Below are 24,220 nucleotides of genomic sequence, written 5' to 3'. Positions count from 1 at the left end.
TACCCGGGCTACCGGACCAGCAGCCCCATAAGAAGCGCCGCGCTTCGCCGTTTAATTCGGCGCCGCCGTCGAAGCCGAAGCGTGCGTGCCCGGCGCGTGCGGCGCATCGGGCGAGGCGTCGTCCGACGACTCGGCGTACAGCGTCGGGTCGATCTCGTCGTCCAGCCACTGGCCGGGCGGCAGGCCCAGCGCGGTGTCGAGGATGGTCGGCAGCATGCCCGAGGGCAGCGAGCTTTCGCTGTTCCACAGCATCGCCACGCCGAAGTCGAGTTCCGGCACCACCGCGATCAGCCCGCGATATCCCTGCACCGCGCCGCCGTGGAAGACCACGCGATGGCCGGCGTAATCGTAGGTGCGCCAGCCCAGCGCGTAGCCGGCGCTGGTGAGGCGGGTGCGGCGCCATGACGATCCGCGGATCTCGCTCGGCGTATCGACGACCGGCTGGTGCAGCGTGGCGAGCAGCGGCGCCGGCAGCACGTCGGGACGGTGGCCGGTGTGGGCGAGCAGGTACTGCGCCATGTCGCTCGCGCTGGCGTTGACGCCGGCGGCCGGCAGCACCTGGTAGTAGGTCGTCTTGGGCATCAGCGACACCCAGCCGCCACGGCCGCGCACGTGCGGACGCGCCCAGCTCGGGCTGGCCTGGATGCCTTCCAGTCCCAGGCTCGCATCGTTCATGCCCAGCGGCTTGAAGATGCGGCGCTGCACTTCCTGCGCGTAGAAATCGCCGGTCGCGGCGAAGACCATGTCGCCGACCAGGCTGAAGGCGACGTTCTGGTAGCTGTAGCAGGTGCCCGGCGCGCACTGCAGCGGCGCGTAGGCGAGCTTCTGCGTCAGCGTGCGGTAATCGACGTACTGCTCCAGGTCGCGATCGAACGCGTTGTGCGTCAGGCCCACGCGATGGCTGAGCAGGTCGGCGACGGTCAGCTGCTGCGAGGCCAGCGGATCGCTCAGGCGGAAGCTCGGCATGTAATCGACCAGCTTGCTGTCCCAGCGAAGCGAGCCTTCGTTGACCAGCAGGCCGGTCATCGTGCCGGCGAAGCTCTTGGACAGCGACGCGAGGCGGAACACCGTGTGCGAATCGACCGGCGTGGCGTGGCTCGTGTCGGTGATGCCGTAGCCGCGCGCGCTCAGGATGCGTCCGCCATGCACCACCGCCATCGCAAGGCCGGGGACGCGCTGGTTGGCGACGAGCTGCTGCGCCATCGATTCGAACTGGCGCACGTCGAACGCGGCGGGCAACGGAACCGAGGGCGGCAGCGGAGCAGCGGGCTGCGCCGGCTTGCTGGTCACCCACTTGGCGTTGGCGGTGACGAGCGACGGCGAGCCGGAATGCTGCGGCGTCTGTGCGGTGGAACCGAGCGTGAGCGGAAGGAGCAGTGCGATGGCGGCGAGGCGCGGGAGTGCGCGCGAAGGCTTTTTCACATTGCTTTTCATGGCCTTCGCCCCTGCTTCACGATCTCGCGGGATCATAGCGCCAATCTCAGGGGGCAGGGCAACAGTCGGCAACATGGCCCTGATTTTTCAGGCTTTAGCGGACTGCGTCGCAGTTCTCCAGCCGCTGTTTTTCGCATTCACCTTTGTCGAAGCGCGCACGGCCGTGAAGATTGCGCGAATTCGCCGCGCCCGCTTGCGCGAATCAGCCGGCGCGGGTGAGCTCCGACGCGCGCTCGGCGATCATCATCGTCGGCGCGTTGGTGTTGCCTCCGATGAGGGTCGGCATCACCGAGGCATCGACCACGCGCAGGCCTTCGACCCCGCGCACGCGTAGTTGCGGGTCGACCACCGACAGCGCATCCGAACCCATCCGGCAGGTACCGACCGGGTGGTAGATCGTCTCGGCCTTGGCGCGGATGAAGGCGACCAGGTCGTCGTCGTCCAGGTCGTCGCGGGCCGGGAAGATCGGTGCGCCTCGATATGCATCGAAGGCCGGTTGCGCGAGCAGTTCGCGTGAGAGCTTCGCGCATTCGACCATCATCTTCAGGTCGAAGCCCTCCTCGTCGCTGAGGTAGTTCGCCTCGATGCGCACCTGGTCGCCGGCGTGGCCGCTCATCAGGCGGACGCGACCACGGCTGCGCGGGCGAAGGAAGCACGCATGCACGGTGTAGCCGTCGCCCGGCAGGCGATGGCGGCCGTGATCGTCGAGCATCGCCGGAACGAAGTGCAACTGGATGTCGGGCCGTTCGTCCGGCGCGAAACGCGAACGCACGAAGCCGCCGGCCTCGGCGATGTTGCTCGTGCCGATGCCGGTGCGACCGCGAAGGTAGTAGTCGAAGGCGATGCGCGCGTCGCTCAGGCGGTCGTAGGTGATCGGCTGCGGGCAATGGCGCAGCGTGCAGATGTCGAGATGGTCCTGCAGGTTCTCGCCGACCTGCGGTGCGTCGACGACGACGTCGATGCCGTGCCGGCGCAGCTGCATCGCCGGGCCGATGCCGGAGAGCATCAGCAACTGCGGCGAATTGAGCGCGCCGCCGCTCAGCAGCACTTCGCGCGCGACGGGCTCGTGGTAGGCGCGGCCCTTCGTCGTGTAGATCACGCCATCGGCGCGGCCCTTGCGGAACGTGATGCGGTTGACCTGCGCGCCGGTGACGATGGTGAGGTTGCGCCGCTCGCGCACCGGATCGAGGTAGGCCACCGCGCTGGAGCATCGCGCGCCGTTCTTCTGCGTGACCTGGTACAGGCCGAAGCCTTCCTGGCGCGGGCCGTTGAAGTCGTCGTTGACGGCGAAACCGGCTTGGCGCCCGGCTTCGATGAAGGCGTGCGAGAGCGGATTGCTGTGTCGCAGGTTCGAGACGTACAGCGGGCCCGCGTCGCCGTGCAGCGCGCCGCCGCCGCGCGTGTTGCGTTCGCTGCGACGGAACCAGGGCAGCACGGAATCCCAGTCCCAGCCGGTGGCGCCGCTGGCGGCCCATTCGTCGTAGTCGCCCGGCACGCCGCGCGTGTAGCACATGGCGTTGATCGAACTGGAGCCGCCGAGCACCTTGCCGCGCGGCCACCACAGGGTGCGGCCGTCGAGCGCCGGCTCGGGCGCGGTGTGGTAGTTCCAGTTCACCCGGCGGTTGTGCACCAGCTTGGCCAAACCGGCCGGCATGTGAATGAAGGGATGGCTGTCGCGCGGACCGGCCTCGAGCAGCAGCACCTTCGCGTCGGGATCGGCGGAGAGGCGGTTGGCGAGCACGCAGCCGGCCGAACCGGCGCCGATGATGATGTAGTCGTACACGTGTGCCTTGCCCTTGCGCCGCTTTCGTCGTGCCGGTCTGCCGACGTTGCCGGCCGACCGTAAGCGGGGCCATTAGAGCAAATGCTCCCTCGGGGGAGGAGGGAGCGGGTTCGAGCCGCGAAGCGGACCCGCAATCCGCACTGCGAGCGCGCCACGCGCCGCAGGTAAACTCGCGCCATCCTCGCCCGGAGCAGCACCGCGATGCCGCAGCCACACGACGATCGCGTTCCCTCCGAACCGGCGACCCGGCGCGTGCGCGGCGGGGAATGGCCGGCGGTGGGGCTGTCGTTCGCCTACTTCTTCTGCGTCCTGGCCGCGTACTACGTGATCCGCCCGTTGCGCGAGCAGCTCACCGCGGCGGTGGGTTCGACCCAGCTGCCGTGGTTCTACGGCGCCACCTTCATCGGCACGCTGCTGCTGACACCGGTGTTCGCCTGGCTGATCGCGCGCTATCCGCGGCGCATCGTGGTGCCGCTGGTGTACCTGTTCTTCATCGCCTGCCTGTTCGCGTTCGTGCCGCTGTTCGCCCAGCCGTCGCTGATCGGGCCGCGCGCGCTGGGCATGACGTTCTTCGTCTGGGTGAGCGTGTTCAACCTGTTCGTGGTGTCGGTGTTCTGGATCTTCATGTCCGACATCTGGACCCTGGAGCAGGCCAAGCGCCTGTTCCCGATCATCGCGGTGGCCGGCACCTGCGGCGCGCTCGCCGGCCCGACGCTCACCGCCACGCTGGTGAACATCATCGGCGTGGCGCCCCTGCTGCTGGTGTCGGCCTCGCTGCTGGGAGGGGCGGTGGTGTGCATCGTCCTGCTCGGGCGATGGGCGCGGACGCACGGCGAACGCCGCTTCGAGGCCGCGCACGAAGCGGCCGTCGGCGGCGGCATGCTCGATGGCCTGAAGCAGGTGTTCACCGATCCGTTCATGCGCAACATGGCGATCCTGCTGCTGCTCGCCGATGGCATCGGCACGGTGAACTACGCGCTGGTGGTCGACTATTCGGGCGCGACCTTCACCGATGCGGTTTCGCGCACCGCCTTCGCCGCGCGCGTCGACCAGATGTCGAACGTGCTGACCGTGCTCACCCAGCTGACCCTCACGCGCTGGCTGCTGCCGCGCCGCGGGCCCGGCGCGGTGATCCTGGTGTGGGCGGTGGTGAGCATGCTCGCGCTGTCGCTGGTGGTGTTCTCGAACGACCCGCACGCGCCGCTCGCGCTGGGCTTGCCGGCGGTGGCGATCGCGCTGATCGTCAGCCGCGGCCTCGCCTACGGCATGGCCGAACCGGCGCGCCACAGCCTCTATGCGCGTGTGCCGCGCAACGTCCGCTACAAGGGCCAGAACGCGGTGGATACGGCGGTGTGGCGGTTCGGCGACACCGCCATCGCGCTGAGCATGAACGCCCTGCGCGCGCTGGGCGTGACCACCGGCAGCTTCGCCGCCATCAGCGCGTTGGCCGCGCTCAGCGCGGCGACCATCGGCTGGCGCCTGTCGCGTCGCGTCGAAGCCGCACCGCCGCCGCAGGCACAGCCCGCCACGCCGTGACCTCCGGCGGATGGCGGCGCGCACCCGCCGGCGCACGCTGCCGCAACCTGGGCTTCCCCGCGCCCGGTTCCGAAGGATCGACATGACCCACCGCGATGTCCTCCAGGCCGGGCTCGCCGGCGCCGCCCTGATGGGCCTTCCCGCGTTCGCACGGAGAAGGCCGCCAAGCCGCTGCAGAGCCTGGTGCTCGGCGGCACCGGTTTCCTCGGGCCGCATTTCGTCGAGGCGGCGCGCGCGCACGGCCACACGCTCACGCTGTTCAATCGCGGCAAGACCAATCCGACGAAGTTCGTTGGCGCCAAGGGTGTGGAGATCCTCCACGAGGACCGCAGGACCGACCTCAAGGCGCTGGAAGGCGAGCGCCGATGGGATGCACGCCGGGATGACGGGCTGCTGCAGGATGACGGGGCGGACGACGGGCTGCAGGATGACGCCCTCGAACCCGATCAGGTACGTTGACGCGTAGCGATCGTCGAATCGCCCGGGGGACCGCACGCATGTCCATCCTCACGCTGACCCTGATCGCCCTCGTGGCGCTCCTGCACGCGTACTTCCTCGCGTTGGAGATGTTCCTGTGGACGCGCCCACCCGGCATGAAAGTCTTCCGCCTCACGCGCGAGAAAGCCGAAGCAACCAGAACGCTCGCCGCGAACCAGGGCCTCTACAACGGCTTCCTCGCCGCGGGCCTCGTCTGGTCGATCATCGACGAACGCCGCGACGTCGCGACGTTCTTCCTCGCATGCGTCGTCGTCGCCGGCGTCTACGGCGCCGCCACGGTCAACAAGCGCATCTTCCTCGTGCAGTCGGTGCCGGCGCTGCTCGCGCTGGCCGCGCTGTGGTTGGTCGGCTGAGCCGGCCCGTTCACTTCCTCGGCGACACCCACATCGCGATCGACGCGCGGAACACCGCTTCGCCCGCGTCGTTCTTCACGATCACCGTGACGGGCAGTTCGTAGCCCGACGCCGATTCCACCAGCGGAACGTCCGGTGTCGCGACGCCGTGCATCGTGCCGGTCGCCTTCTTCAGGTATTCGACCGTCATGCCCTTGGGAATCCAGCGCATCGACGTCGGCAACGACGCATCCGTCATCACGCCGGCCGCCAGTTCGGCGAGGTTGCACAGCGCGATCGCGTGCACCGTGCCGAGGTGGTTGTGCACGCGTCGGCGATCGCGGATGCGCACCTCGCAGCGGTTCGGCTCCAGCGACACGAAGCACGGCGCGATCGTCCCGAAGTAGGGAGCCTTGAAGCAGACCGCGCGCGAGAACAGCCAGTGGCCGGCGGGCCAGCGCGTGATCCTGCGATACAGCGAGAGCAGCGGCGTCGACATTGGATGCGTCCTTCGTTGGCCCGACAGCACGACGGCGGGACATGCCCGCCGTCGTGCTGTCGTTGCGATGTTGCCGTCAGGCGGCGTAGCGGCTGTCGCGCTTGCCGATCTGCGAGGTGGCGGCGCGCAGTTCTTCCGGATCGAAGTCGTCGACGCTGATCGTGTCGATCGTCAGCTCGCGCAGTTCTTCGAGCTGGCGGCGTTCGTCGGCGGTGATCCAGCCTTCGCGCACGCCCTCGTCCAGCTGCGCGGCGAAATCGTGCGCCTCGATGCCCTTCTGCTTCAGCGCCTTGAGGAACTTGCGCTCCACCGGCTCGGCCAGCACGGCCTTCTGCAGGTAGCTGGCGATGCGCCCACCCGGGTTGTTCGCGGTCGGTTCGGTGAACACGCCGACGGCGAGGCGGTCGCGCGCTTCGTTCGGCGACATCAGCAGGGACGCGACCTTGTGGCCCAGGCGATCGCTCGGGTACTGCGCGCGACGGCCCAGCGGGAACACCAGCGCCCACAGCAGCCAGCCGATCGGACGGATCGGGAAGTTGCGCAGCGCGCCGGAGAACGCCTTCTCGATCTTGAAGGTGGCGTTGTGGATCGACCACGCCAGCAGCGGCTGGTCGGTGACCGGACGGCCTTCGTCCGCATAGCGCTTGAGCAGGGCGCTGGCGATGTACAGGTTGCTCAGCACGTCGCCCAGACGTCCCGACAGCGATTCCTTGAACTTCAGCTTGCCGCCGAGCAGCAGCATCGAGGTGTCGGCCACCAGCGCGAGCGCCGCGGAATAGCGGTTGAGCTTGCGGTAGTAACGACGCGTGTACGCATCGCCAGGCGCGGCGCCGATCTTGGCGGCGGTCAGGCCGAACCAGAACGAACGCACGGCGTTGGAGATCGCGAAGCCGATGTGGCCGAACAGGTTGCGGTCGAACTCGCGCAGGCGCTCGTCCGGATCGGGCAGCGTCGCCGCCTTCATTTCCTTCAGCACCCACGGATGGCACAGGATCGCGCCCTGGCCGAAGATCATCAGCGAGCGCGTCATGATGTTCGCGCCTTCCACCGTGATCATGATCGGCGCGGCCTGCCAGTTGCGGCCGGCGAAGTTGCGCGGACCCAGAATGATGCCCTTGCCGCCGATGATGTCCATGACGTCGCGCGCGACTTCGCGGCCCATCTCGGTGCAGTGGTACTTCGAGATGGTCGACGGCACCGCCGGCAGTTCGCCGCGCGCCACCGCCGCGGCCGAGGCTTCGGCCAGCGCGCTGATGGTGTACGCGTTGCCGCCGATGCGGGCGAGCGCTTCCTCCACGCCTTCGAAGCGGCCGACCGACAGGCCGAACTGCTTGCGGATGCGCGCGTAGGCGCCGGTGACCACCGCGCCGTACTTCGAGCCGCCCGAGGCGGTGGACGGCAGCGTGATCGAGCGGCCGATCGACAGGCATTCGACCAGCATCTGCCAGCCCTTGCCGGCGTAGGCTTCGCCGCCGATGAGCTGGCTGAGCGGGATGAAGACGTCCTTGCCGCGGATCGGGCCGTTCTGGAACGGGCTGTTGAGCGGCATCGCGCGGCGGCCGATCTCGACGCCGGCGGTGTCGCGCGGCAGCAATGCGAGCGTGATGCCGATGTCCTGCTTGTCGCCGATCAGGCCTTCCGGGTCGTACATGCGGAACGCCAGGCCGATGAGCGTGGCGACCGGCGCCAGCGTGATGTAGCGCTTGTCGAAGGTCAGCTTCACGCCGACCACGCGCGCGCCGTTCCATTCGCCCATGCAGACGATGCCGTAGTCGGGGATCGACGTCGCATCCGAACCGGCCCACGGACCGGTCAGGCCGAAGCACGGCACTTCACGGCCGTCGGCCAGGCGCGGCAGGTAGTAGTCCTTCTGTTCCTGCGTGCCGTAGTGCATCAGCAGCTCGGCCGGGCCGAGCGAGTTCGGCACGCCGACGGTGGAGGACACCACCGACGACATCGATGCGAGCTTCTGGATCACCTTGTGGTTGCCCAGTGCGGTGAAGCCCAGGCCGCCGTATTCCTTCGGCACGATCATGCCGAAGAACCTGTTCTTCTTGATGTAGTCCCACAGCTCCGGCGACAGGTCGGCGTCGACGTGGGTGATCTTCCAGTCGTCGATCATCCGGCACAGCTCGTTGACCGGGCCGTCGAGGAACGCCTGCTCGTCCGGGCGCAGCATCGGGCGCGGCTGGTTGTGCAGCACGTCCCAGTCCGGCTTGCCGGAGAACAGCTGGCCTTCCCAGCCGACGGTGCCGGCTTCGAGCGCGACGCGTTCGGTCTCCGACAGCGGCGGCAGGATCTTCGTGTAGAAACCCAGCAGCGGTTTGGTGATGAAGGGCAGGCGGATCTGCGGCAGCAGCAGCGGCACCGCGATCAGCGCGGTGATGGCCGCTGCGACCACCGTCGCCGTGCCGCTGGCGCCGAGCAGCCAGCAGGCGACCAGCGCGGTCGCGGTCAGCGCCGCCCACACTGGAAGGCGCAGGCGGTGGTAGGCGGCGATGGCCCCTACCAGCAGGAAGGCAATGAAGGGAATCGCGATGCTCATGACGGCGCTCCAGCAGCGGTGCGGCGATGCGTATTAAGAAGGTGAGTGGGTCGGTTCGCGATGATGCGCAGGCGCCATCCGGTCCGTTCCAGGAGCTCCTTCCAGGAACTCCTTTCTGGAAACTGCGGCGTTCAAGCGCGCGCATCAAACGCTTGCCATACGGCCGAGTATGGTAAGATTCCCGCGTTGCTGTCAACCGCACGCCGGCCTTCATGCCTTCTTTCGGGAGTCTTGACGGCCTGCATACTGTTACCGCCACTGGCGTATGGTTAAACTTGAAACCATGAGCTCAACCGCGCACACGAAGCCGGCGCAAACGAAGCCGGCCCAGCCAAAGCAGGCCCATCCCGATCAGGAAGGGGCTGGCCAGGACCGCGCAAGCGGGCAGGACAAGCCCGCACCGGAGCGCACCGGTCGGCTGAGCGCCGACGACTGGGCCCAGGCCGCACTCGATCTGATCGCCGAACAGGGCGTCGCCGCCGTCGCGGTCGAACCGCTCGCCCGGCGCCTGGGCGTCACCAAGGGCAGCTTCTACTGGCATTTCCCCTCGCGCGACGCGTTGCTCGTCGCCGCGCTGGAGCGCTGGGAGAAGGTCGAACAGGAAACCGTGTTCGGCCAGCTCGAACCCATTTCCGACCCGCGCGAACGCCTGCGCGCGCTGTTCACGCTGGTCGCGCACGAGTTCAAGTCGCACGTCATCTATTCCGAGCTGCTCAAGGCGCTCGACCACCCGGCGGTGCAGCCGGTCATCGGGCGCGTCTCCGAGCGCCGCCTGGAATACCTGACCGCTTCGTTCCGCCAGGCCGGGCTGAGCCGCACCGACGCCCAGCACCGCGCCCGCCTGCTGTACGCCGCCTACGTCGGCTTCCTGCAACTGAACCTGCAGTTGCACCAGGCGCGCATGCAGCACGATGAATTCGAGGCCTACGTCGAGCACATGATGGCCACGCTGATTCCCTCAGCATGACCCATCGGCATGATCGATCAGCCTGAAAACCAGTTTCCCTAAGCCGGCCCCCGCTGGAGGTAGTTCCGCAATGAATGCCATTTCCCATGACGTCGCCAAACCTGCCGTCGCGCCGGGGAGCGAGGGCAGCAAGCTCGCCGCGCTGAATGCCTGGGTCGCCGAAGTCGCCGCGCTGACCAAGCCCGACGCGATCCACTGGTGCGACGGCAGCGACGCCGAGAACGCCGCGCTCATCGCGCAGATGCAGGCCGACGGCACGCTGGTCAAGCTCAACGAGAAGACGCATCCCAACAGCTACCTGCACCGCTCGCATCCGGACGACGTCGCCCGCGTCGAGCACCTGACCTTCGTGTGCACCGCGCAGCGCGACGACGCCGGCCCGAACAACCACTGGATGTCGCCGGCCGACGGCCACGCGAAGATGGACGCGCTGTTCGACGGCTGCATGAAGGGCCGCACGATGTACGTGGTCCCGTACTGCATGGGCCCGATCGATTCGCCGCTGTCGCGCTGCGGCGTGGAAATCACCGACAGCCCGTACGTGGTCGCCAACATGCGCATCATGACGCGCATGGGCGCGCCGGCACTGGCGCGCATCGAGCGCGAGGGCTCCTTCGTGCGCGGCCTGCATTCGATCGGCGAACTCGATCCCGAGCGCCGTTTCATCATGCATTTCCCCGAGGAACTGACGATCAAGTCATACGGTTCCGGCTACGGCGGCAACGCGCTGCTGGGCAAGAAGTGCCACGCGCTGCGCATCGCCTCGCACCAGGCCCGTTCGGAAGGCTGGCTCGCCGAACACATGCTGATCCTCGGCCTGGAAAACCCGCAGGGGGAAACGCATTACATCGCCGCGGCATTCCCGTCGGCGTGCGGCAAGACCAACCTGGCGATGCTGATTCCGCCGGAAGGCTATCGCGCGAACGGCTGGAAGGTGTGGACGGTCGGGGACGACATCTGCTGGATGCGCCCGGGTGCCGATGGCCGCCTGTACGCGATCAATCCGGAAGCCGGCTTCTTCGGCGTCGCGCCAGGCACGTCGGCCAAGTCGAACCCGAACGCGCTCAAGTCGATCCAGAGCAACACGATCTTCACCAATGTCGGCGTCACCGCCGACAACCAGCCGTGGTGGGAAGGCATCGACAACGGCCAGCAGCCGGTCACCGACTGGCGCGGCAACGCATACGACGCGGCCAAGGGCCCGGCCGCGCATCCGAACTCGCGCTTCACCGTGAGCGCGAAGCAGTGCCCGAGCTATTCGCCGGAAGCCGAGAACGCCGCCGGCGTGCCGATCAGCGCGATCGTTTTTGGTGGCCGTCGCCCGTCGCTGGTGCCGCTGGTGTTCGAAGCGCGCGACTGGACGCACGGCGTGCTCGTCGGCGCCGCGATGGGCTCGGAAACCACCGCTGCTGCAACCGGTGCCGTGGGCGTGATGCGCCGCGATCCGATGGCGATGAAGCCCTTCTGCGGCTACAACTTCGCTGACTACTTCGGCCACTGGCTGTCGTTCGACAAGGCCGGCGCGAAGCTGCCGAAGATCTTCCACGTCAACTGGTTCCGCAAGGGCGACGACGGTTCGTTCCTGTGGCCGGGCTTCGGCGAGAACCTGCGCGTGCTGGAGTGGATGATCCAGCGCGTGAAGGGCGAAGCTGGTTCGGTCGAAACGCCGATCGGCCATCTGCCGAAGGACGACGAGATCAACCTCGACGGCGTGGAACTCACCGACGAAGCGCGGGCGAAGCTGTTCGGGTTCGAGCGCGAAGGCTGGCAGGCCGAATTCGCCAGCATCGGCGAGTACCTCGACGAGTACGGCCCGCGCATGCCGCAGGCGCTGAAGGACGAGCAGCAGCGCATCGCCAAGGCATTGGAGAACTGAGGCCCGCATGACGACAGCGAACCCAACAGCGCTAGCGGCCAGTCGTGAATTCGAGATCGATGGTCGTCCGCTGCGGGTGTTCGACGGGCATCTGCCCAACGTCGCCGATTACGTGCGCGGCCTGGCCAAGGCCGCGTTCACGCGCACCGAAGTCGCCCGGCCGGAAACGGCCGAGCACAAGCACTGGGCGACCGAGGTGAAGCTCGAAGCGCTCGTGCAGCAGCCGATCTTCGACGTCACCGCGCGCGCGGTGCTGGGCTTCACCACGCGCGAGTACGGCTACCGTCCGTACCGCGCGTACACCAACGTCGCCACCTTCGGCGACATGCTCTTCAGCCACACCGATTGCCTGCCCGACCAGCACGACCTCACCGCGCTGTGGTACCTGTGCGAGCACTGGGACCTGGAGTGGGGCGGCGAAACGATGTTCTTCGACGAGAACAACGAAGTGGCCGCCGCGGTGCAACCGCGTCCGGGCCGTCTGGTGATCTTCGACGGCGCGATCAAGCACGTCGGCCGACCGCCGAACCGCATCTGCTACGCGCCGCGCTACACGTTCGCGATCAAGTTCGAACGCCAGCGCGTTCCGGCCTGAGCGTCCATCACCCGTGGAGGGGCGTGTGGAAACCGCGAGCCTGGACGCAACGCCGCCGAGTCGCGCCGCCGACGCGCGCTGGTTTCCCGTCGACCTGCACGTGCCCGACCGCCGCTTCGAGATGGCGACGCTCGACGTCGACGTGCTGGAGCGTTCGACCTTCCTGGACACGCGGCTCGACGCGGCGCTGGGTTCGGTGGAACAGGTTCCGGCCGCGCGCCTCGCGGCGCTGCCTTCGCCGGAACGCCCGCCGGCATGGCTCTTCCACACTTCGTTCTGCGGTTCGACGCTGCTCGCGCGCGCCGTGCACCTGCCGGCGCACCAGGTCGCGTTGAAGGAACCGCTGGTGCTGCGTCGTCTCGGCGATGCGCGCCATGCCGGCTGGTCGATCGACGGACTGTGCGGCACGACCGTGCGCCTGCTGTCGCGCCCGTGGAGCGAAGGCGGCGGCGTGCTGGTGAAGGCCACGCACGCCGCGCTGAACATCGCGCCGGAGCTGCTCGACCTCTCGCCCGGCAGCCGCGCCGTGCTGCTGACCTCGACGCTCGACGATTTCCTCGTCTCCAACCTCAAGAAAACCGCGGAAACGCAGGCGAAAGTGCCCGCACTCGCCGAGCGCGCGTTGACCGCCGGAACGTTGCACCGCCGCCTTCCCGCGAACGCGCTGCAGCCGCCGGACGTGCTGTGCGCCGTGGCGCTGCAGTGGGCGGCGCAGCGCGATCTGCTGGCCAGCCTGGTGCGCGGGTACGGCGAGCGCGTGCGCGTGCTCGATTTCGCCACGTTTGCCGATGATCCCGAAGACACCGTCGCCGCCTGCGCGCGCTGGTGGCGATTGCCGGCGCCGGAAATGGCGGTGCGCGAACGCACGCGCGAGGTCGCCCATCGCAACGCCAAGGCGATGTCGGTGGAATACAGCGCACGGCAGCGTGCACAGGAAGCGCGGATGGTCGAGGAGCGCTTCGGTGCCGAACTCGCGCGCGCCCGCGAATGGGCCGAGCGTTTCGTGCTGCCGTTCCTCGATGCACCGTTGCCGATGAACCCGCCGCAGGAGTGGACATGACCGTCGCATCGCTGTGGCAGAAGGCCGAAACCTACGCCAGGCAGGGCCAGTGGGCCGCGGCGCTCACCTCGTACGACGGCGTGCTCGCGCTCGATCCCGGCCACGTCATGGCGATGCTGCGCGCCTCGCGCATGGCGCTGTCGCTCGGCCGGTATCGCGATGCGCGCGACTACGCCGTGCGCGCGCTGGCCGCCCGGCCGCAGGGCGACGAGGCGGTGCTCAATCTCGCCCGCGCGCTGCGGCTGTTCAACGAGCCCGCGCTGCTGATGGACTGCCTGGCGCATTCGCGCTGGCAGGAACGCCGCTCCGCCGCGTGGCTGACCGAAGTGGCGATGCTGGTCAGCACCAGCGGCGAGAACGACCTGGCGATGCAACTGCTCGACCTGGCCGTGCAGCGCGATGCACGACATGCGCCGGCGCGTTATTTCCGCGGCGTGGTGCACATGTTCTTCGGCCGGATGGACGAGGCCGAGCAGGAACTGGAGCAATGCATCGCGATCCTGCCGACCTACGCGCAGGCGCACTGGGTGCTCTCGCGCCTGCGCAGGCAGACGCCCGAACGGAACCATCTTGCGCGAATGAAAGCGTTGATCCCGCGCGTGCCGCCGGGCAGCGAAAGCCGCGTGTACCTGGCCTACGCCGTGCACAACGAGGCGCACGACGTGGGCGAGTACGAGGAGTCGTGGCAGGCGCTCGATCACGCCTGCCGCACCAAGCGCCAGCTCACGCCGCACGACCGGCCCGATGCGCGGCGCATGTTCGAGGGCCTGATGAAGCTGTGCGACGCGGACTTCGTCAAGGCGGGCCGGACGCACGCCGACGAGCCCGCGCCGTACCGGCCGGTGTTCGTGGTCGGCATGCACCGCTCCGGCAGCACGCTGCTGGAGCAGCTGCTGGGCGGGCATCCCGACGTCACCGACGGCGGCGAGACGTATTCGTTCGCCTCGCAGATGCGCTACTTCGCCGATTACCGCAGCCGCGGCGTGCTCGATGCCGAACTCGTGCGCCGCGCCGACAAGATCGATTACGCCGCGCTGGGCCGCCGCTTCCTGGAACACACCGCCCATCGCGCGCAGGGCCGCGCGGTGCTGACCGAGAAGCTGCCGTCGAACTTCCTCCATCTGGGCTTCATCGCCCGCGCGCTGCCGCACGCGCGCATCCTGCACATGGTGCGCGATCCGGTGGACACGTGTTTCTCGAACCTGCGCACGATGTTCTCCGACGTGAACACGTTCTCCTACGACCAGCGCGAACTCGCCGAGTGGTACGGCCAGTACCGCCGGCTCATGGCGCACTGGCATGCGGCGATGCCGGGGCGGATCCTGGACGTGCACTACGATGCGCTGGTCGAGGATCCGGAAGGCGTGATGCGGGGCGTGCTCGATTTCTGCGGGCTGCGCTGGGACGCGTCGGCGACCACGCTGGACCGCCCCGGCGCCGTGGCGACCGCCAGCAGCCCGCAGATGCGGGGCGGCATCATCAAGGGCCGCAAGGCGGCTTGGGCGCCGTACGCGGACAGGCTGGGGCCGCTGCTCGAAGGCCTGGCGCCGTGGCGTGAGCCGCAGGGCGCGCCGGTCGCAGACCCGACTTAAACCCGCGCCCCGTTCGGCGCATCCATATGGACATGCTGACCGTCGTGACCGAAAGCCTGACCGATGCCCCCGCCGTCCCGGACGACGGCAGCGAGGAACGCAGCCTGGTGGCAGCGGCGGCGCGCGGTGAAATGCGGGCTTTCGAGACGCTCTACCGTCGCCACGCCAGCCGCGTGCACGGTGTGATCGCCCGGCTGGTCGGCGGCCACGGCGCCCGCGCCGAGGACCTGACGCAGGAAGCCTTCGTACGCGCGTGGCAGGCGCTGCCGGCGTTCCGGTTCGAGTCGGCGTTCTCGACCTGGCTGCACCGGCTGGCGGTCAACACCGCGCTGATGGAACTGCGCAGCCGCCGCAGCCGCCCGCAGGACGAGGGCGACTCGGACGAGGAAATCTTCGACCTGATCGGCAGCGCCGATTCGGCCGGACACACCACCGCGCTGTCCATGGACCTGGAACGCGCCGTCGCCAGCCTGCCGCCCCGCGCCCGCGCGGTGCTGGTCCTGTACGACGTGGAAGGCTGGAAGCACGAGGAGATCGCCGCCGAACTCGGCATGGCGGTCGGCAGTTCGAAAGCGCAATTGCACCGCGCGCGCAGCCTGCTGCGCGACCGGTTGGGAGCACACGCATGAACATCCGCAACGACACCGGAGACGACCGCCGCGACGAGTTGCCCGACGCGCTGCGCTGGCAGCTTCGGGCGATGCGCCGCGACGAACCGCCCGGCCGCGACCTGTGGCCCGGCATCGCCGAACGCATCCAGGCGCAGCCGCGCCAGGTCGCGCCGCAGCGCCCGCGCTGGCTCGCGCCGGTGGCGATGGCCGCCACGCTGGCGCTGGCCGTCGGCGTGGTCGGCTTCTGGCGCACCGGCGGAAATACGCCGACGAACCCCGGCGCGCCGCGCGGTCCGCAGGCCTCGCTGGTCCAGCTCGAAGCGCAGGGCATGGCGCGCCAGTACCAGGCCGCGCTGATCGAAGTCGGATCGGGCCGTCCGCCGGCGGAACTGCAGCCGGCCTTCGACGAACTCGACCGCAACGCCGCGCTGATCCTCGACGCGCTGGCGCGCGATCCCGACTCGCGCCTGCTGCTGGAGCAGCTGCGCAAGACCTACGCCCGGCGCCTCGCACTCGCGCAGCGCCTCGCCTACGCCTGAGGTCGGCCGCGCCATGACGCACCCTTTCCATCGCCATTTCCAAGAACCGAAGCCAGAATCCCGGAGAACGTCCATGATCCGCGCCCACCTCCAACGCCTCGCATTCGGCCTGGCCCTGCTGATGGCGCACGGCGCCTTCGCCGCCACGCCGATCAACGAGTCGCGTCCGCTGGACCCGCGTGGCCGGGTCGAGATCGAAAACGTCAAGGGCAGCGTGCAGGTGCGCGCATGGGACAGGCCCGAGGTGAAGGTCGAAGGCAGCCTCGGCCAGGGCGTGGAGCGCCTGGAGATCGACGGCGACCGCGAACACCTCAGCATCCGCGTGAAGTACCCCAACCGCGACGGCACCATGTTCGGCAGCGGCGACAAGAGCGAGCCGACGGACCTGCGCGTGATGGTGCCGATCCGCGCGGATCTCGAAGTCGACGTGGTCTCGGCCGACGTCAACGTCGAAGGCGTGGCGTCGAACGAGCTGTCGGTGGAATCGGTCAGCGGTGAGGTCACCGTCGCTGCCGCGCCGCGCGAAGCCGATTTCGACAGCGTCAGCGGCGACCTGATGCTGACGGTGAACTCCAGCCGCGTCAGCGCGGAAACCGTCAGCGGCGACCTCACCCTGCGCGGCCGCCTCGATGGCGAGGTGAGCGTGGAAACCGTCTCCGGCCGCATCGACGTGGGCACGCTCGGCACGCGCGTGCAGAAGCTGTCGGGCTCCACGGTCTCCGGCGACATCCGCATCAACACCGCGCTGGCCACCAATGGCCGCATCATGCTGGAAACCGTCAGCGGCGACCTCGACCTGACGCTGCCGCGGACCCTGTCGGCGAACGTGCGCGGCGAGAGTTTCAGCGGCGACCTCAGTGCGCCGGGTGCGCAGATCAACCGTCCGAAGCACGGTCCGGGATCCAGCTTCGACCACCGCTACGGCAACGGCGATGGCGACGTGTCGATCGAGAGCTTCTCGGGGGATGCGACGCTGCGGTTGCAGTGAGGCGCCGCGTTGTCGGATGACGGATACGGCCGCCTTCGGGCGGCCGTTTTGTTTGTCGTATCCGGTCGATTCGACGGGGGCGCATTTGTAGCCCGGGTAAGCGAAGCGCACCCGGGAACGCGCCGAGAACCACCCGGGTGCGCTTCGCTTACCCGGGCTACAACAGCGACAGCGACAGCGCCTAGCCGTCCTTCATCCCGAACCAGCAGTTGAACGCGATCGTGATCCGCTCGTCGTCGCCGAAGAACGGCATCACCTCGTGCTGCAGCCATGACGGGAACAGCACCAGTTGCCCGGCCTGGAAGCGGATGTTCCAGGTGCCGTGGTGGTACGGCGCGCGCAGCCGCGCGTTGCCGGCGTCGAGGAAATAGTTGCTGTAGTGGTGCGGGTTGTGGAAGCGCAGCACGCCCGATTCGGGGCGATCCTCCGGCGTGGTGCCCGGATCGACGCAGTACACGCCCGACCACGACGCCATCGGATGCGTGTGGTTGATCGTGAAGCCGCCATTGCGCGTCACATGGAACCAGGTGTGTGAGAAGATCTGCAGCCGCTTCATCTCCTCGGCCGTATAGCCGTTGAGGTCGGCGATCGTGCGGCCCAGCGTGGTCCAGCAGAACTGGCGCAGTTGCTGGATGCACGCCTCCGGCCAGGCGAACAGGTTGAAGTCGCTCTCGAACACGCCCGGCTGCTGCTTCAGCGACGGATTGGGATTGGCGTAGCGCGCGCCTTCCGCCTCGCGCGCGAGGATCAACGCACGCAGCTGCGCGTTCAACACGGCCGCATCCGGCATCGTGTCCTGCGCGAAGGGAACCGAAAAGACGGGGCTGATCTCGAAGGCCATGCGGTCGCGGAGCGCGTTGGAAAGGTGGAGTGTAGCCGGATGAAGCTACGGCCTCTTGCGAGGCCGTAGCGGGTGACGCATGGCGCGCGGGACGGATCAGAACTTCTGCGAATAGCGGAAGTAGACGAACTGTCCCGGCAGGTCGTACTGCGGATCGAACGAGTTGGCGAACGAGGTGTAGGCGACCGGCGGGCCCTTGTCGAAGATGTTGTTGACACCCACCGTCACCTTCGCGTTCCACGGCGCGTTCCAGTACACGCTGACGTCGTGGTAGGTCGCCGCTCCGACGTGGTGCTCGTTGGCCGCCACCACGGTGAAGTCGTCGCCGCCGGCCGTGCCGTCCCAGATGCCGTTGCCGTTGGCATCGGTCGGAATGCTGCGGAAGCGGTCCGTGGTCGTGCACAACCAGCCGTAGCCGTAGTCCTCGAAGGTCTGGCAGGGCTCGGTCTGGTCGTCGTAGTAGCGCACGTTCCAGGTCGCGCCCCAGTCGCCCATCTCCCAGCGCGCCGCCAGGTTCGAACGCAGGCGCCAGTAGTTCAGCAGGTTCGGGCCGTCGTACTCGCCGACGAGGTTGCCGCCTTCGTTGGCGGCCATCTCGGCGCCGATGGCCGGCTCCTGGAAGATGTCCTCGCCGTAGATGCCGTCGCCGTCGTTGTCGTTGAGGTATTCCGACAGGTAGGTCGTGTCCCAGGTGAAGCTGAACTTGCCCCACGCGGTCTCGGGCAGGCGGTAGCTCACCGTCATGTCCCAGCCCTCGACCTTGGTGCCGCCGATGTTCACCGTGGTGTTGAGCAGCGTGAGGATCTCGCCGCCCGGCTGGCGCGAATACAGGTCGCACGTCGGCCCGGTGCCGCCGGAGTCGATGCACTGCTGGATGATCGGCGCGGCGCCGACGGTGGTGATCGCGTCCTCGATCTTGATCTTCCACCAGTCCAGCGAAACGTCGAGGCCTTCGACGAAGCTCGGGCTGTAGACGAAGCCGGCGGTGGTCGATTCGGCCTTCTCCGGCTGCAGGTTCGGGTTGCCGCCGATCGTGATGCGGATCTGCGTGTTGTTCTGCGCGTAGCCGCCATCGGGCACGCCTTCGGCGCGGCAGCGGGCCTGCGCGGGCGGCGTCTGGTTCCCGAAGTTGGTCTGGTTGCAGGGATCGCTGACCTGCGGGAACGAGTCGGCCTGGCCTGCGAACAGTTCGGCGATCGACGGCGCACGGAAGCCTTCCGACCAGTTGCCGCGGATCAGCAGGTCCTCGATCGGCTTCCAGCGGAAACCGAACTTGCTGTTGAGCGTGTCGCCGAAGTTGCTGTAGTCCGACCAGCGCGTGGCGACCGAGAAGTCCAGCAGTTGCGCACCGGTCACGTCGGCCAGCACGGGGATCGCCAGTTCCAGGTACGCTTCGTCGACGGTGTAGCCGCCACTGGTCGCGGTGCGCGCGTTGCCGGTCGTGTTGCCGGAATTGATGAGCGCGTCGGGCGAATCGTAGCCGTCCTCGCTGCGGTGCTCGTAACCGACGGAGAACCCCAGCGGCCCGCCCGGCAGGTTGAACAGATCGCCGCCGATGTTGGCGTAGTAGGTCTTCTGTGTGTAGCTGTACTCGTCGTGCGCGACGAAGGTGGTGTAGTCGAGCATCTCCTGCGTGATGCTGCCCACGCCGCCGAGCATGTTCATCGGGACGCAGCCGGCGATCGGCGCGTCGGGCGTGCCGCAGGTCGGGGTGCCATCGGCATCGATGAACGACGGCCCCAGCGCGTTGCCCAGCGAGATGACGTTGAACAGGCCGTTGGTCGTGTTGTTGGCCTTGTTGCGGCCGTAGAAGTAGCCCGCTTCCCAGTCGTAGTACTTCTCGGAAAAGTTGAGCGTGCCTTCGAACCCGGCGTTCATCGCGAAGGTCCGCACGTCCTGCTCGAAGCGGCGGCCGCCGGTTTCCACGGCGCGGCGCTGCACCCAGTCGATGTCCTCGCCGAACGGGTTGTAGATGCTGTCGGCGCTGATGACCACGTTGCCGGCGTTGGTGCCGGCGACCGGCACGCCGAGGGTGATCGGCATGGCCGCGAGCAACTGCTCGGACTGGCGCTCGTTGTAGGTCAGCGTGGTCTTGAAGCGGATGTCGTCGGTGATGTCCACCGACGCGTTGCCGAACACCGAGCGGCGCTCCTGCGGCGTGAGCAGGTAGTTGTCGGGCGCGAAGTTGTAGATGTCGTTGTTGGTGAAGTTCCGCCAGTTGGCGGCACCGGCACCGGGATCGTAGGTGAAGCTGCCGGGCGTGCCGTCGGGACGGCAGCGCGTGGCCGAGTCCGGATCGGCCGGATCGGTGAAGCACTCGCCGAACCGCACCGAGAAGTTGCCGTTGGGCGTGGTCGAGCTGCCGCCCAGCGCCGCACCGGTGGTGTAGATCGGCTCCTTGGAGATGTAGCGGTCGCCGGCCATGACCGGCTCTTCCTTGACGTAGCCGTAGCCCAGCATCGCCGAGAAGCGGTCGCCGCTGGTGCCGATGGTGAAGTCGTAGGACTGGCGGAAACCGTCGCCCTTGTCGTACATGCCGATGTAGGCGTTGGCTTCTGCGCCCTCGAAGTTCTGCCGCAGGATCACGTTGACCACGCCGGCGATCGCATCGGAACCGTAGATCGCCGAGGCGCCGTCCTTCAGCACTTCGATGCGTTCCACCGCGGCGGTCGGGATGGAGTTCAGGTCGACCTGGCCGCCCAGGCCGGTGCCCGATGCGCCACCGACCCAGCGACGGCCGTTGACCAGCACCAGCGTGCGGTTCGCGCCGAGGTTGCGCAGGCTCACGCCGGTATCGCCGTTGCCGCCGTTGTTGAAGGTGGTGTTGAGCGTGGAGCCGTTGGCGGTGATGTTCTGGATGACGTCGCCGACGGAGGTGAGGCCCTGCGCCGTGATGTCGTCGCGGCTGAGCGAGAAGATCGGCTGCGAGGTTTCGATGTCCGCGCGCTTGATGCGCGAACCCGTCACTTCGATGCGATCGAGGGTCGTGGCTTCCTGGTTGGAAGCCGGGGGCGGGGCCGGATCCTGGGCCTGTGCTGCGCCCATGCCGGCGGCCGTCGTCGTGCCGAGGGCCAGTGTCACGCGAATGGCGTCCCGGAGCTTCGTTGTTTTCGGATTCATCGCTCTCTCCAAGTCGGTCTCAGGTGTTCCCAGGGGAACCCGCCGGGCGGAGCAAAAAACCACGCCAAATCCGGCAAGGTCGGGCCGATGTTAGACCTGCGGAGCGAATACTTAAAGTGTTGTTAATCTTCAACTTCCTGAACGTCCGACGTTTCATTCCTGCAACGTCCAGACAAAACTACGGCCCCGTGAGGGGCCGTAGAAGCGGTGCAGTGGAGCAAGTACCGATCGGGAGATCGACTCAGAACTTCTGCGAGTAACGGAAGTAGATGAACTGGCCCGGCAGTTCGTACTGAGGATCGAAGGTGTTGGCGAACGCGTTGAGCACGATCGGCGGGTTCTTGTCGAACAGGTTGTTGACGCCGACGGCGATCTTCGCGTTCCACGGGGCGTTCCAGTACACCGAAACGTCGTGGTAGGTGGTCGCGCCGATGTGGTGCTGCGGCTCCAGGATCGACTCGATCGTGTCGCCGCCGCCCACGCCGTCCCACACGCCGTTGTTGTTGGCGTCGGTCGGGATGCCGACCCGGCGGTCGCCGTCGGTGCACAGGTAACCGAAGCCGTACTCCTCGTACGCCGGGCTGCACGCCTCGTCCTGCGACGAGTAGTAGCGCACGCTCCAGGTCGCGCCCCAGTCGCCCAGTTCCCAACGGGCCATGAGGTTCGAACGGATGCGCCACTTGTTGTCGTTCTGCAGGTACTCGCCGACGAGGTTGCCGCCTTCGTTGTAGTGCAGCGGCTGGCCGATCGCCGGAGCGATCTGGTTGTCCTCGCCGTAGACGCCGTCGCCGTCGATGTCGTCCATCTGCTCGGCCAGGTAGGTCGTGTCCCACGTGAAGCTGAACTTGCCCCACGCGGTTTCCGGCAGGCGGTAGCCGATGGTCAGGTCGTAACCTTCGACCTTGGTGCCACCGATGTTCGTGGTGGTGTTGATCAGCGTCAGGATGTTGCCGTCAGACTGGCGCGTGTACAGGCCGCAGGTCTGGCCGCTGCCGCCGGAGTCCACGCACTGCTGGATGATGGTCTCGCCGCCGATGGTGGTGATCGCGTCCTCGATCTTGATCTTCCACCAGTCCAGCGAGATATCCAGGCCTTCGACGTAGCTCGGGCTGTAGACGAAGCCGAACGTGGTCGACTCGGCCTTCTCGGGCATCAGGTCCGGATTGCCGCCGACGGTGATGCGGATCTGCTGGCTGTCCTGGCGGTAGCCACCGTTCGGCACGCCTTCGGCCAGGCAGCGCTGCTGCGCCTGCGGTGCCAGCGTTCCGAAGTTGGAGCTGTTGCAGGGATCGGACAGGGTCGGGAACGAGTCGGCCTGGCCGGCGAACAGCTCGGCGATGGACGGAGCACGGAAGCCTTCCGACCAGTTGCCGCGGACCAGCAGGTCCTCGATCGGCTTCCAGCGGAAACCGAACTTGCTGTTGAGCGTGTCGCCGAAGTTCGAGTAATCCGAGTAGCGCGTCGCCAGCGAGAAGTCGAGCAGCTTGGCGAACGGCACGTCGCTCAGCACCGGCACGGCCAGTTCGAGGTAGGCCTCGTCCAGCTTGTAGCCACCGGCGGTCGCGGTGCGCGCGTTGCCCGTGGTGCTGCCGGAGTTGATCAGCGCGTCCGGCGAGTCGTAGCCGTCTTCGGTGCGGTGTTCCAGGCCGAACGAGAAGCCCAGCGGGCCGCCCGGCAGCGCGAACAGGTCGCCGCTGATGTTGGCGTAGTAGGACTGCTGGGTGTAGCTGTACTCGTCGTGCGCAGTGAACGTCGAGTAGTCCAGCATTTCCTGGGTGATGCCGCCCACGCCGCCGAGGAAGTTCATCGGGACGCAGCCGTCGATGACGGTATCGGCCGAGGTGCCGCACTTGAGCGTGCCGTCGGCGTCGACGAACGACGGGCCCAGCGCGTTGCGCAGCGCTTCGACGTTGAACAGGCCGAAGGTGGTGTTGTTCGCCTTGTTCTGGCCGCGGAAGTAGCCCGCTTCCCAGTCGAAGTACTTCTCGGCGAAGTTCAGCGTGCCTTCCAGGCCGGCCGACATCGCGAAGGTGCGCACGTCCTGGTTGAACGAACGACCGCCGGTCTCCGTCGTGCGACGGCTGATGCGGGTGACGTCTTCGTCGAACGGGTTGTAGGCGTTGTCCGCATCGATGACGACCGTGCCCGACGGCGTGCCGGCAACCGGCTGGCCGAGGGTGACCGGCATCGCGGCGAGCAGCTGCTCGGAGATGCGCTCGTTGTAGGTCACCGTGGTCTTGAAACGGACGTCGTCGGTGATGTCGACCGAGGCGTTGCCGAAGACCGAGCGGCGTTCCTGCGGCGTCAGCAGGTAGTTCTCGGGAGCGAAGTTGTACGCGTCCACGCCCGGCACGTACGGGCGGGCCGGGGTGCCGGCGCCGTCGTAGGTGATGGTGCCCGCGACGCACCGCTCGCCCGGTGCCTTGCCGCCGCGTGCGACCTGTGCGCGCGTGTCGGTGACGTCGGTCGTCAGGTTGCCATCGGCGTCCAGGTACAGCGGCGTGCCGTCGGCGGTGACGCGGTCGCAGCCTTCGCCGAAGCCGAAGCGGCCGTTCGGGCTGGTGCCGGAACCGAAGAAGTTGCCGGTGGTGTAGGTCGGCTCCTTCGAGATGTAGCGGTCGCCGGCCATGACCGGCTCTTCCTTGACGTAGCCGTAGCCCAGCATCGCCGAGAAGCGGTCGCCGCTCGTGCCGATGATGAAGTCGTACGCCTGGCGCGTGCCGTCGCCCTTGTCGAACTGGCCGATGTAGGCGTTGGCTTCGGCGCCTTCGAAGTTCTGGCGCAGGATCACGTTGACCACGCCGGCGATGGCGTCCGAACCGTAGATCGTCGAGGCGCCGTCCTTCAGCACTTCGATGCGCTCGACCGCGGCGGTCGGGATGGTGTTGAGGTCGACCGCGCCGCCCAGGCCCGTGCCACCGACCCAGCGACGGCCGTTGACCAGCACCAGCGTGCGGTTGGAGCCGAGGTTGCGCAGGTTGACGCGCGTCTCGCCGTTGCCGCCGTTGTTGTAGGTGCTGTTGAGCGTGGAGCCGTTGGCGGTGATGTTCTGGATCACGTCGCCGACGGAGGTCAGGCCCTGCGCCGTGATGTCGTCGCGGCTCAGCGAGAAGATCGGCTGGGACGTTTCGATGTCGGCGCGCTTGATGCGCGAACCGGTCACCTCGATGCGGTCGAGGGTCGTGGCTTTCTCGCCTTCCTGGGCGAAGGCGATGCCGGTGCCGGCTGCCGCGGTGGTGCCCACCGCGAGCGCGAAGGTGATCGCGTCGCGGAGCTGGGTGGTCTTCAAGGTCATCTCTCTCTCCGGAAACTCGTGGGTACTTCCCATGGGGCCCGGCCGGCGGAGTCAAATGAGACGCCAAATACGGCAAGGCTTAACCCGATCGTAACCGCACCGTGAGAAA

18 protein-coding genes are annotated in these 24,220 nt (G+C 67.8%); 11 read left to right on the top strand and 7 right to left on the bottom strand.

The window, feature by feature from the left end:
• Positions 1-51: 51 nt before the first annotated feature.
• Positions 52-1,434 (bottom strand): serine hydrolase, encoded by a 1,383-nt coding sequence (locus tag AC3ANK_RS14920; RefSeq protein WP_206861506.1) that lies wholly within the window; start codon positions 1,432-1,434, stop codon positions 52-54.
• 202 nt (positions 1,435-1,636) lie between these two features.
• Positions 1,637-3,217, bottom strand: a complete 1,581-nt coding sequence (locus tag AC3ANK_RS14915; protein ID WP_484171513.1) for a GMC family oxidoreductase — start codon at positions 3,215-3,217, stop codon at positions 1,637-1,639.
• Between the two features lie 201 nt (positions 3,218-3,418).
• Here AC3ANK_RS14915 and AC3ANK_RS14910 point away from each other — a divergent pair, with 201 nt between their 5' ends.
• From AC3ANK_RS14910 to AC3ANK_RS14900, 3 genes are all read left to right on the top strand, one after another.
• Entirely contained in the window at positions 3,419-4,753 is a 1,335-nt protein-coding gene (locus tag AC3ANK_RS14910) for an NTP/NDP exchange transporter (protein WP_206861504.1), read from the top strand.
• Positions 4,754-4,936: 183 nt separating this feature from the next.
• Complete coding sequence (locus AC3ANK_RS14905; RefSeq protein ID WP_206861503.1) at positions 4,937-5,212, top strand: Rossmann-fold NAD(P)-binding domain-containing protein; 276 nt, start codon at positions 4,937-4,939, stop codon at positions 5,210-5,212.
• Between the two features lie 38 nt (positions 5,213-5,250).
• Positions 5,251-5,604, top strand: a complete 354-nt coding sequence (locus AC3ANK_RS14900) for a DUF1304 domain-containing protein (protein ID WP_206861502.1) — start codon at positions 5,251-5,253, stop codon at positions 5,602-5,604.
• Positions 5,605-5,614: 10 nt separating this feature from the next.
• Here AC3ANK_RS14900 and AC3ANK_RS14895 read toward each other — a convergent pair whose 3' ends face one another.
• Both AC3ANK_RS14895 and AC3ANK_RS14890 read right to left on the bottom strand, forming a co-directional pair.
• Positions 5,615-6,082: a hotdog fold domain-containing protein gene (locus tag AC3ANK_RS14895; protein WP_206861501.1), complete on the bottom strand. Its 468-nt coding sequence runs from the start codon at positions 6,080-6,082 to the stop codon at positions 5,615-5,617.
• A 76-nt stretch (positions 6,083-6,158) separates the two neighbouring features.
• Positions 6,159-8,627 carry an acyl-CoA dehydrogenase gene (locus AC3ANK_RS14890; RefSeq protein ID WP_206861500.1) on the bottom strand — a complete coding sequence of 823 codons (2,469 nt, stop codon included), beginning with the start codon at positions 8,625-8,627 and terminating at the stop codon, positions 6,159-6,161.
• A 283-nt stretch (positions 8,628-8,910) separates the two neighbouring features.
• On the opposite strand from AC3ANK_RS14890, the gene AC3ANK_RS14885 reads away from it, so the two are divergent.
• The 8 genes from AC3ANK_RS14885 to AC3ANK_RS14850 all read left to right on the top strand — a co-directional run bounded on the left by AC3ANK_RS14885 (position 8,911) and on the right by AC3ANK_RS14850 (position 16,855).
• Complete coding sequence (locus AC3ANK_RS14885) at positions 8,911-9,594, top strand: TetR/AcrR family transcriptional regulator (RefSeq protein WP_206861499.1); 684 nt, start codon at positions 8,911-8,913, stop codon at positions 9,592-9,594.
• Between the two features lie 70 nt (positions 9,595-9,664).
• Entirely contained in the window at positions 9,665-11,470 is a 1,806-nt protein-coding gene (locus tag AC3ANK_RS14880; protein WP_206861498.1) for a phosphoenolpyruvate carboxykinase (GTP), read from the top strand.
• A 7-nt stretch (positions 11,471-11,477) separates the two neighbouring features.
• Positions 11,478-12,065 carry a 2OG-Fe(II) oxygenase gene (locus tag AC3ANK_RS14875; RefSeq protein ID WP_206861497.1) on the top strand — a complete coding sequence of 196 codons (588 nt, stop codon included), beginning with the start codon at positions 11,478-11,480 and terminating at the stop codon, positions 12,063-12,065.
• 25 nt (positions 12,066-12,090) lie between these two features.
• A complete protein-coding gene (locus tag AC3ANK_RS14870; RefSeq protein WP_206861496.1) occupies positions 12,091-13,125 on the top strand; it encodes a hypothetical protein in 1,035 nt (344 codons plus the stop codon).
• Entirely contained in the window at positions 13,122-14,717 is a 1,596-nt protein-coding gene (locus AC3ANK_RS14865; RefSeq protein WP_206861495.1) for a tetratricopeptide repeat-containing sulfotransferase family protein, read from the top strand. Before AC3ANK_RS14870 ends, AC3ANK_RS14865 begins: the two co-directional genes overlap by 4 nt.
• A 26-nt stretch (positions 14,718-14,743) precedes the next feature.
• Entirely contained in the window at positions 14,744-15,346 is a 603-nt protein-coding gene (locus tag AC3ANK_RS14860; protein WP_242525139.1) for an RNA polymerase sigma factor, read from the top strand.
• A complete protein-coding gene (locus AC3ANK_RS14855) occupies positions 15,343-15,867 on the top strand; it encodes a hypothetical protein (RefSeq protein ID WP_206861494.1) in 525 nt (174 codons plus the stop codon). Before AC3ANK_RS14860 ends, AC3ANK_RS14855 begins: the two co-directional genes overlap by 4 nt.
• A 73-nt stretch (positions 15,868-15,940) precedes the next feature.
• Positions 15,941-16,855: a DUF4097 family beta strand repeat-containing protein gene (locus AC3ANK_RS14850; RefSeq protein ID WP_206861493.1), complete on the top strand. Its 915-nt coding sequence runs from the start codon at positions 15,941-15,943 to the stop codon at positions 16,853-16,855.
• 181 nt (positions 16,856-17,036) lie between these two features.
• On the opposite strand, the gene AC3ANK_RS14845 is transcribed toward AC3ANK_RS14850, so the two are convergent.
• The 3 genes from AC3ANK_RS14845 to AC3ANK_RS14835 form a co-directional block, all read right to left on the bottom strand.
• Positions 17,037-17,630, bottom strand: coding sequence for a TIGR02466 family protein (locus AC3ANK_RS14845; RefSeq protein WP_484171512.1), 594 nt, complete (start codon positions 17,628-17,630; stop codon positions 17,037-17,039).
• Positions 17,631-17,792: 162 nt separating this feature from the next.
• On the bottom strand, positions 17,793-20,816 hold the full coding sequence (locus tag AC3ANK_RS14840; protein WP_206861491.1) for a TonB-dependent receptor domain-containing protein: 3,024 nt from the start codon (positions 20,814-20,816) through the stop codon (positions 17,793-17,795).
• 241 nt (positions 20,817-21,057) lie between these two features.
• Positions 21,058-24,111, bottom strand: a complete 3,054-nt coding sequence (locus AC3ANK_RS14835) for a TonB-dependent receptor domain-containing protein (RefSeq protein ID WP_206861490.1) — start codon at positions 24,109-24,111, stop codon at positions 21,058-21,060.
• Positions 24,112-24,220: the final 109 nt, after the last annotated feature.

The sequence above is a fragment of the Lysobacter sp. SCRH-1R genome, assembly GCF_057747855.1.
This window is presented reverse-complemented; position numbering and strand designations above follow the sequence as displayed.

Excerpts from the sequence above, each read along its gene's own strand:
- AC3ANK_RS14920 (WP_206861506.1), bottom strand. The coding sequence starts at position 1,434 with ATGAAAAGCAATGTGAAAAAGCCTTCGCGCGCACTCCCGCGCCTCGCC.
- AC3ANK_RS14910 (WP_206861504.1), top strand. The coding sequence starts at position 3,419 with ATGCCGCAGCCACACGACGATCGCGTTCCCTCCGAACCGGCGACCCGG.
- AC3ANK_RS14900 (WP_206861502.1), top strand. The coding sequence starts at position 5,251 with ATGTCCATCCTCACGCTGACCCTGATCGCCCTCGTGGCGCTCCTGCAC.
- AC3ANK_RS14895 (WP_206861501.1), bottom strand. The coding sequence starts at position 6,082 with ATGTCGACGCCGCTGCTCTCGCTGTATCGCAGGATCACGCGCTGGCCC.
- AC3ANK_RS14890 (WP_206861500.1), bottom strand. The coding sequence starts at position 8,627 with ATGAGCATCGCGATTCCCTTCATTGCCTTCCTGCTGGTAGGGGCCATC.
- AC3ANK_RS14885 (WP_206861499.1), top strand. The coding sequence starts at position 8,911 with ATGAGCTCAACCGCGCACACGAAGCCGGCGCAAACGAAGCCGGCCCAG.
- AC3ANK_RS14880 (WP_206861498.1), top strand. The coding sequence starts at position 9,665 with ATGAATGCCATTTCCCATGACGTCGCCAAACCTGCCGTCGCGCCGGGG.
- AC3ANK_RS14875 (WP_206861497.1), top strand. The coding sequence starts at position 11,478 with ATGACGACAGCGAACCCAACAGCGCTAGCGGCCAGTCGTGAATTCGAG.
- AC3ANK_RS14865 (WP_206861495.1), top strand. The coding sequence starts at position 13,122 with ATGACCGTCGCATCGCTGTGGCAGAAGGCCGAAACCTACGCCAGGCAG.
- AC3ANK_RS14860 (WP_242525139.1), top strand. The coding sequence starts at position 14,744 with ATGGACATGCTGACCGTCGTGACCGAAAGCCTGACCGATGCCCCCGCC.
- AC3ANK_RS14855 (WP_206861494.1), top strand. The coding sequence starts at position 15,343 with ATGAACATCCGCAACGACACCGGAGACGACCGCCGCGACGAGTTGCCC.
- AC3ANK_RS14850 (WP_206861493.1), top strand. The coding sequence starts at position 15,941 with ATGATCCGCGCCCACCTCCAACGCCTCGCATTCGGCCTGGCCCTGCTG.
- AC3ANK_RS14840 (WP_206861491.1), bottom strand. The coding sequence starts at position 20,816 with ATGAATCCGAAAACAACGAAGCTCCGGGACGCCATTCGCGTGACACTG.
- AC3ANK_RS14835 (WP_206861490.1), bottom strand. The coding sequence starts at position 24,111 with ATGACCTTGAAGACCACCCAGCTCCGCGACGCGATCACCTTCGCGCTC.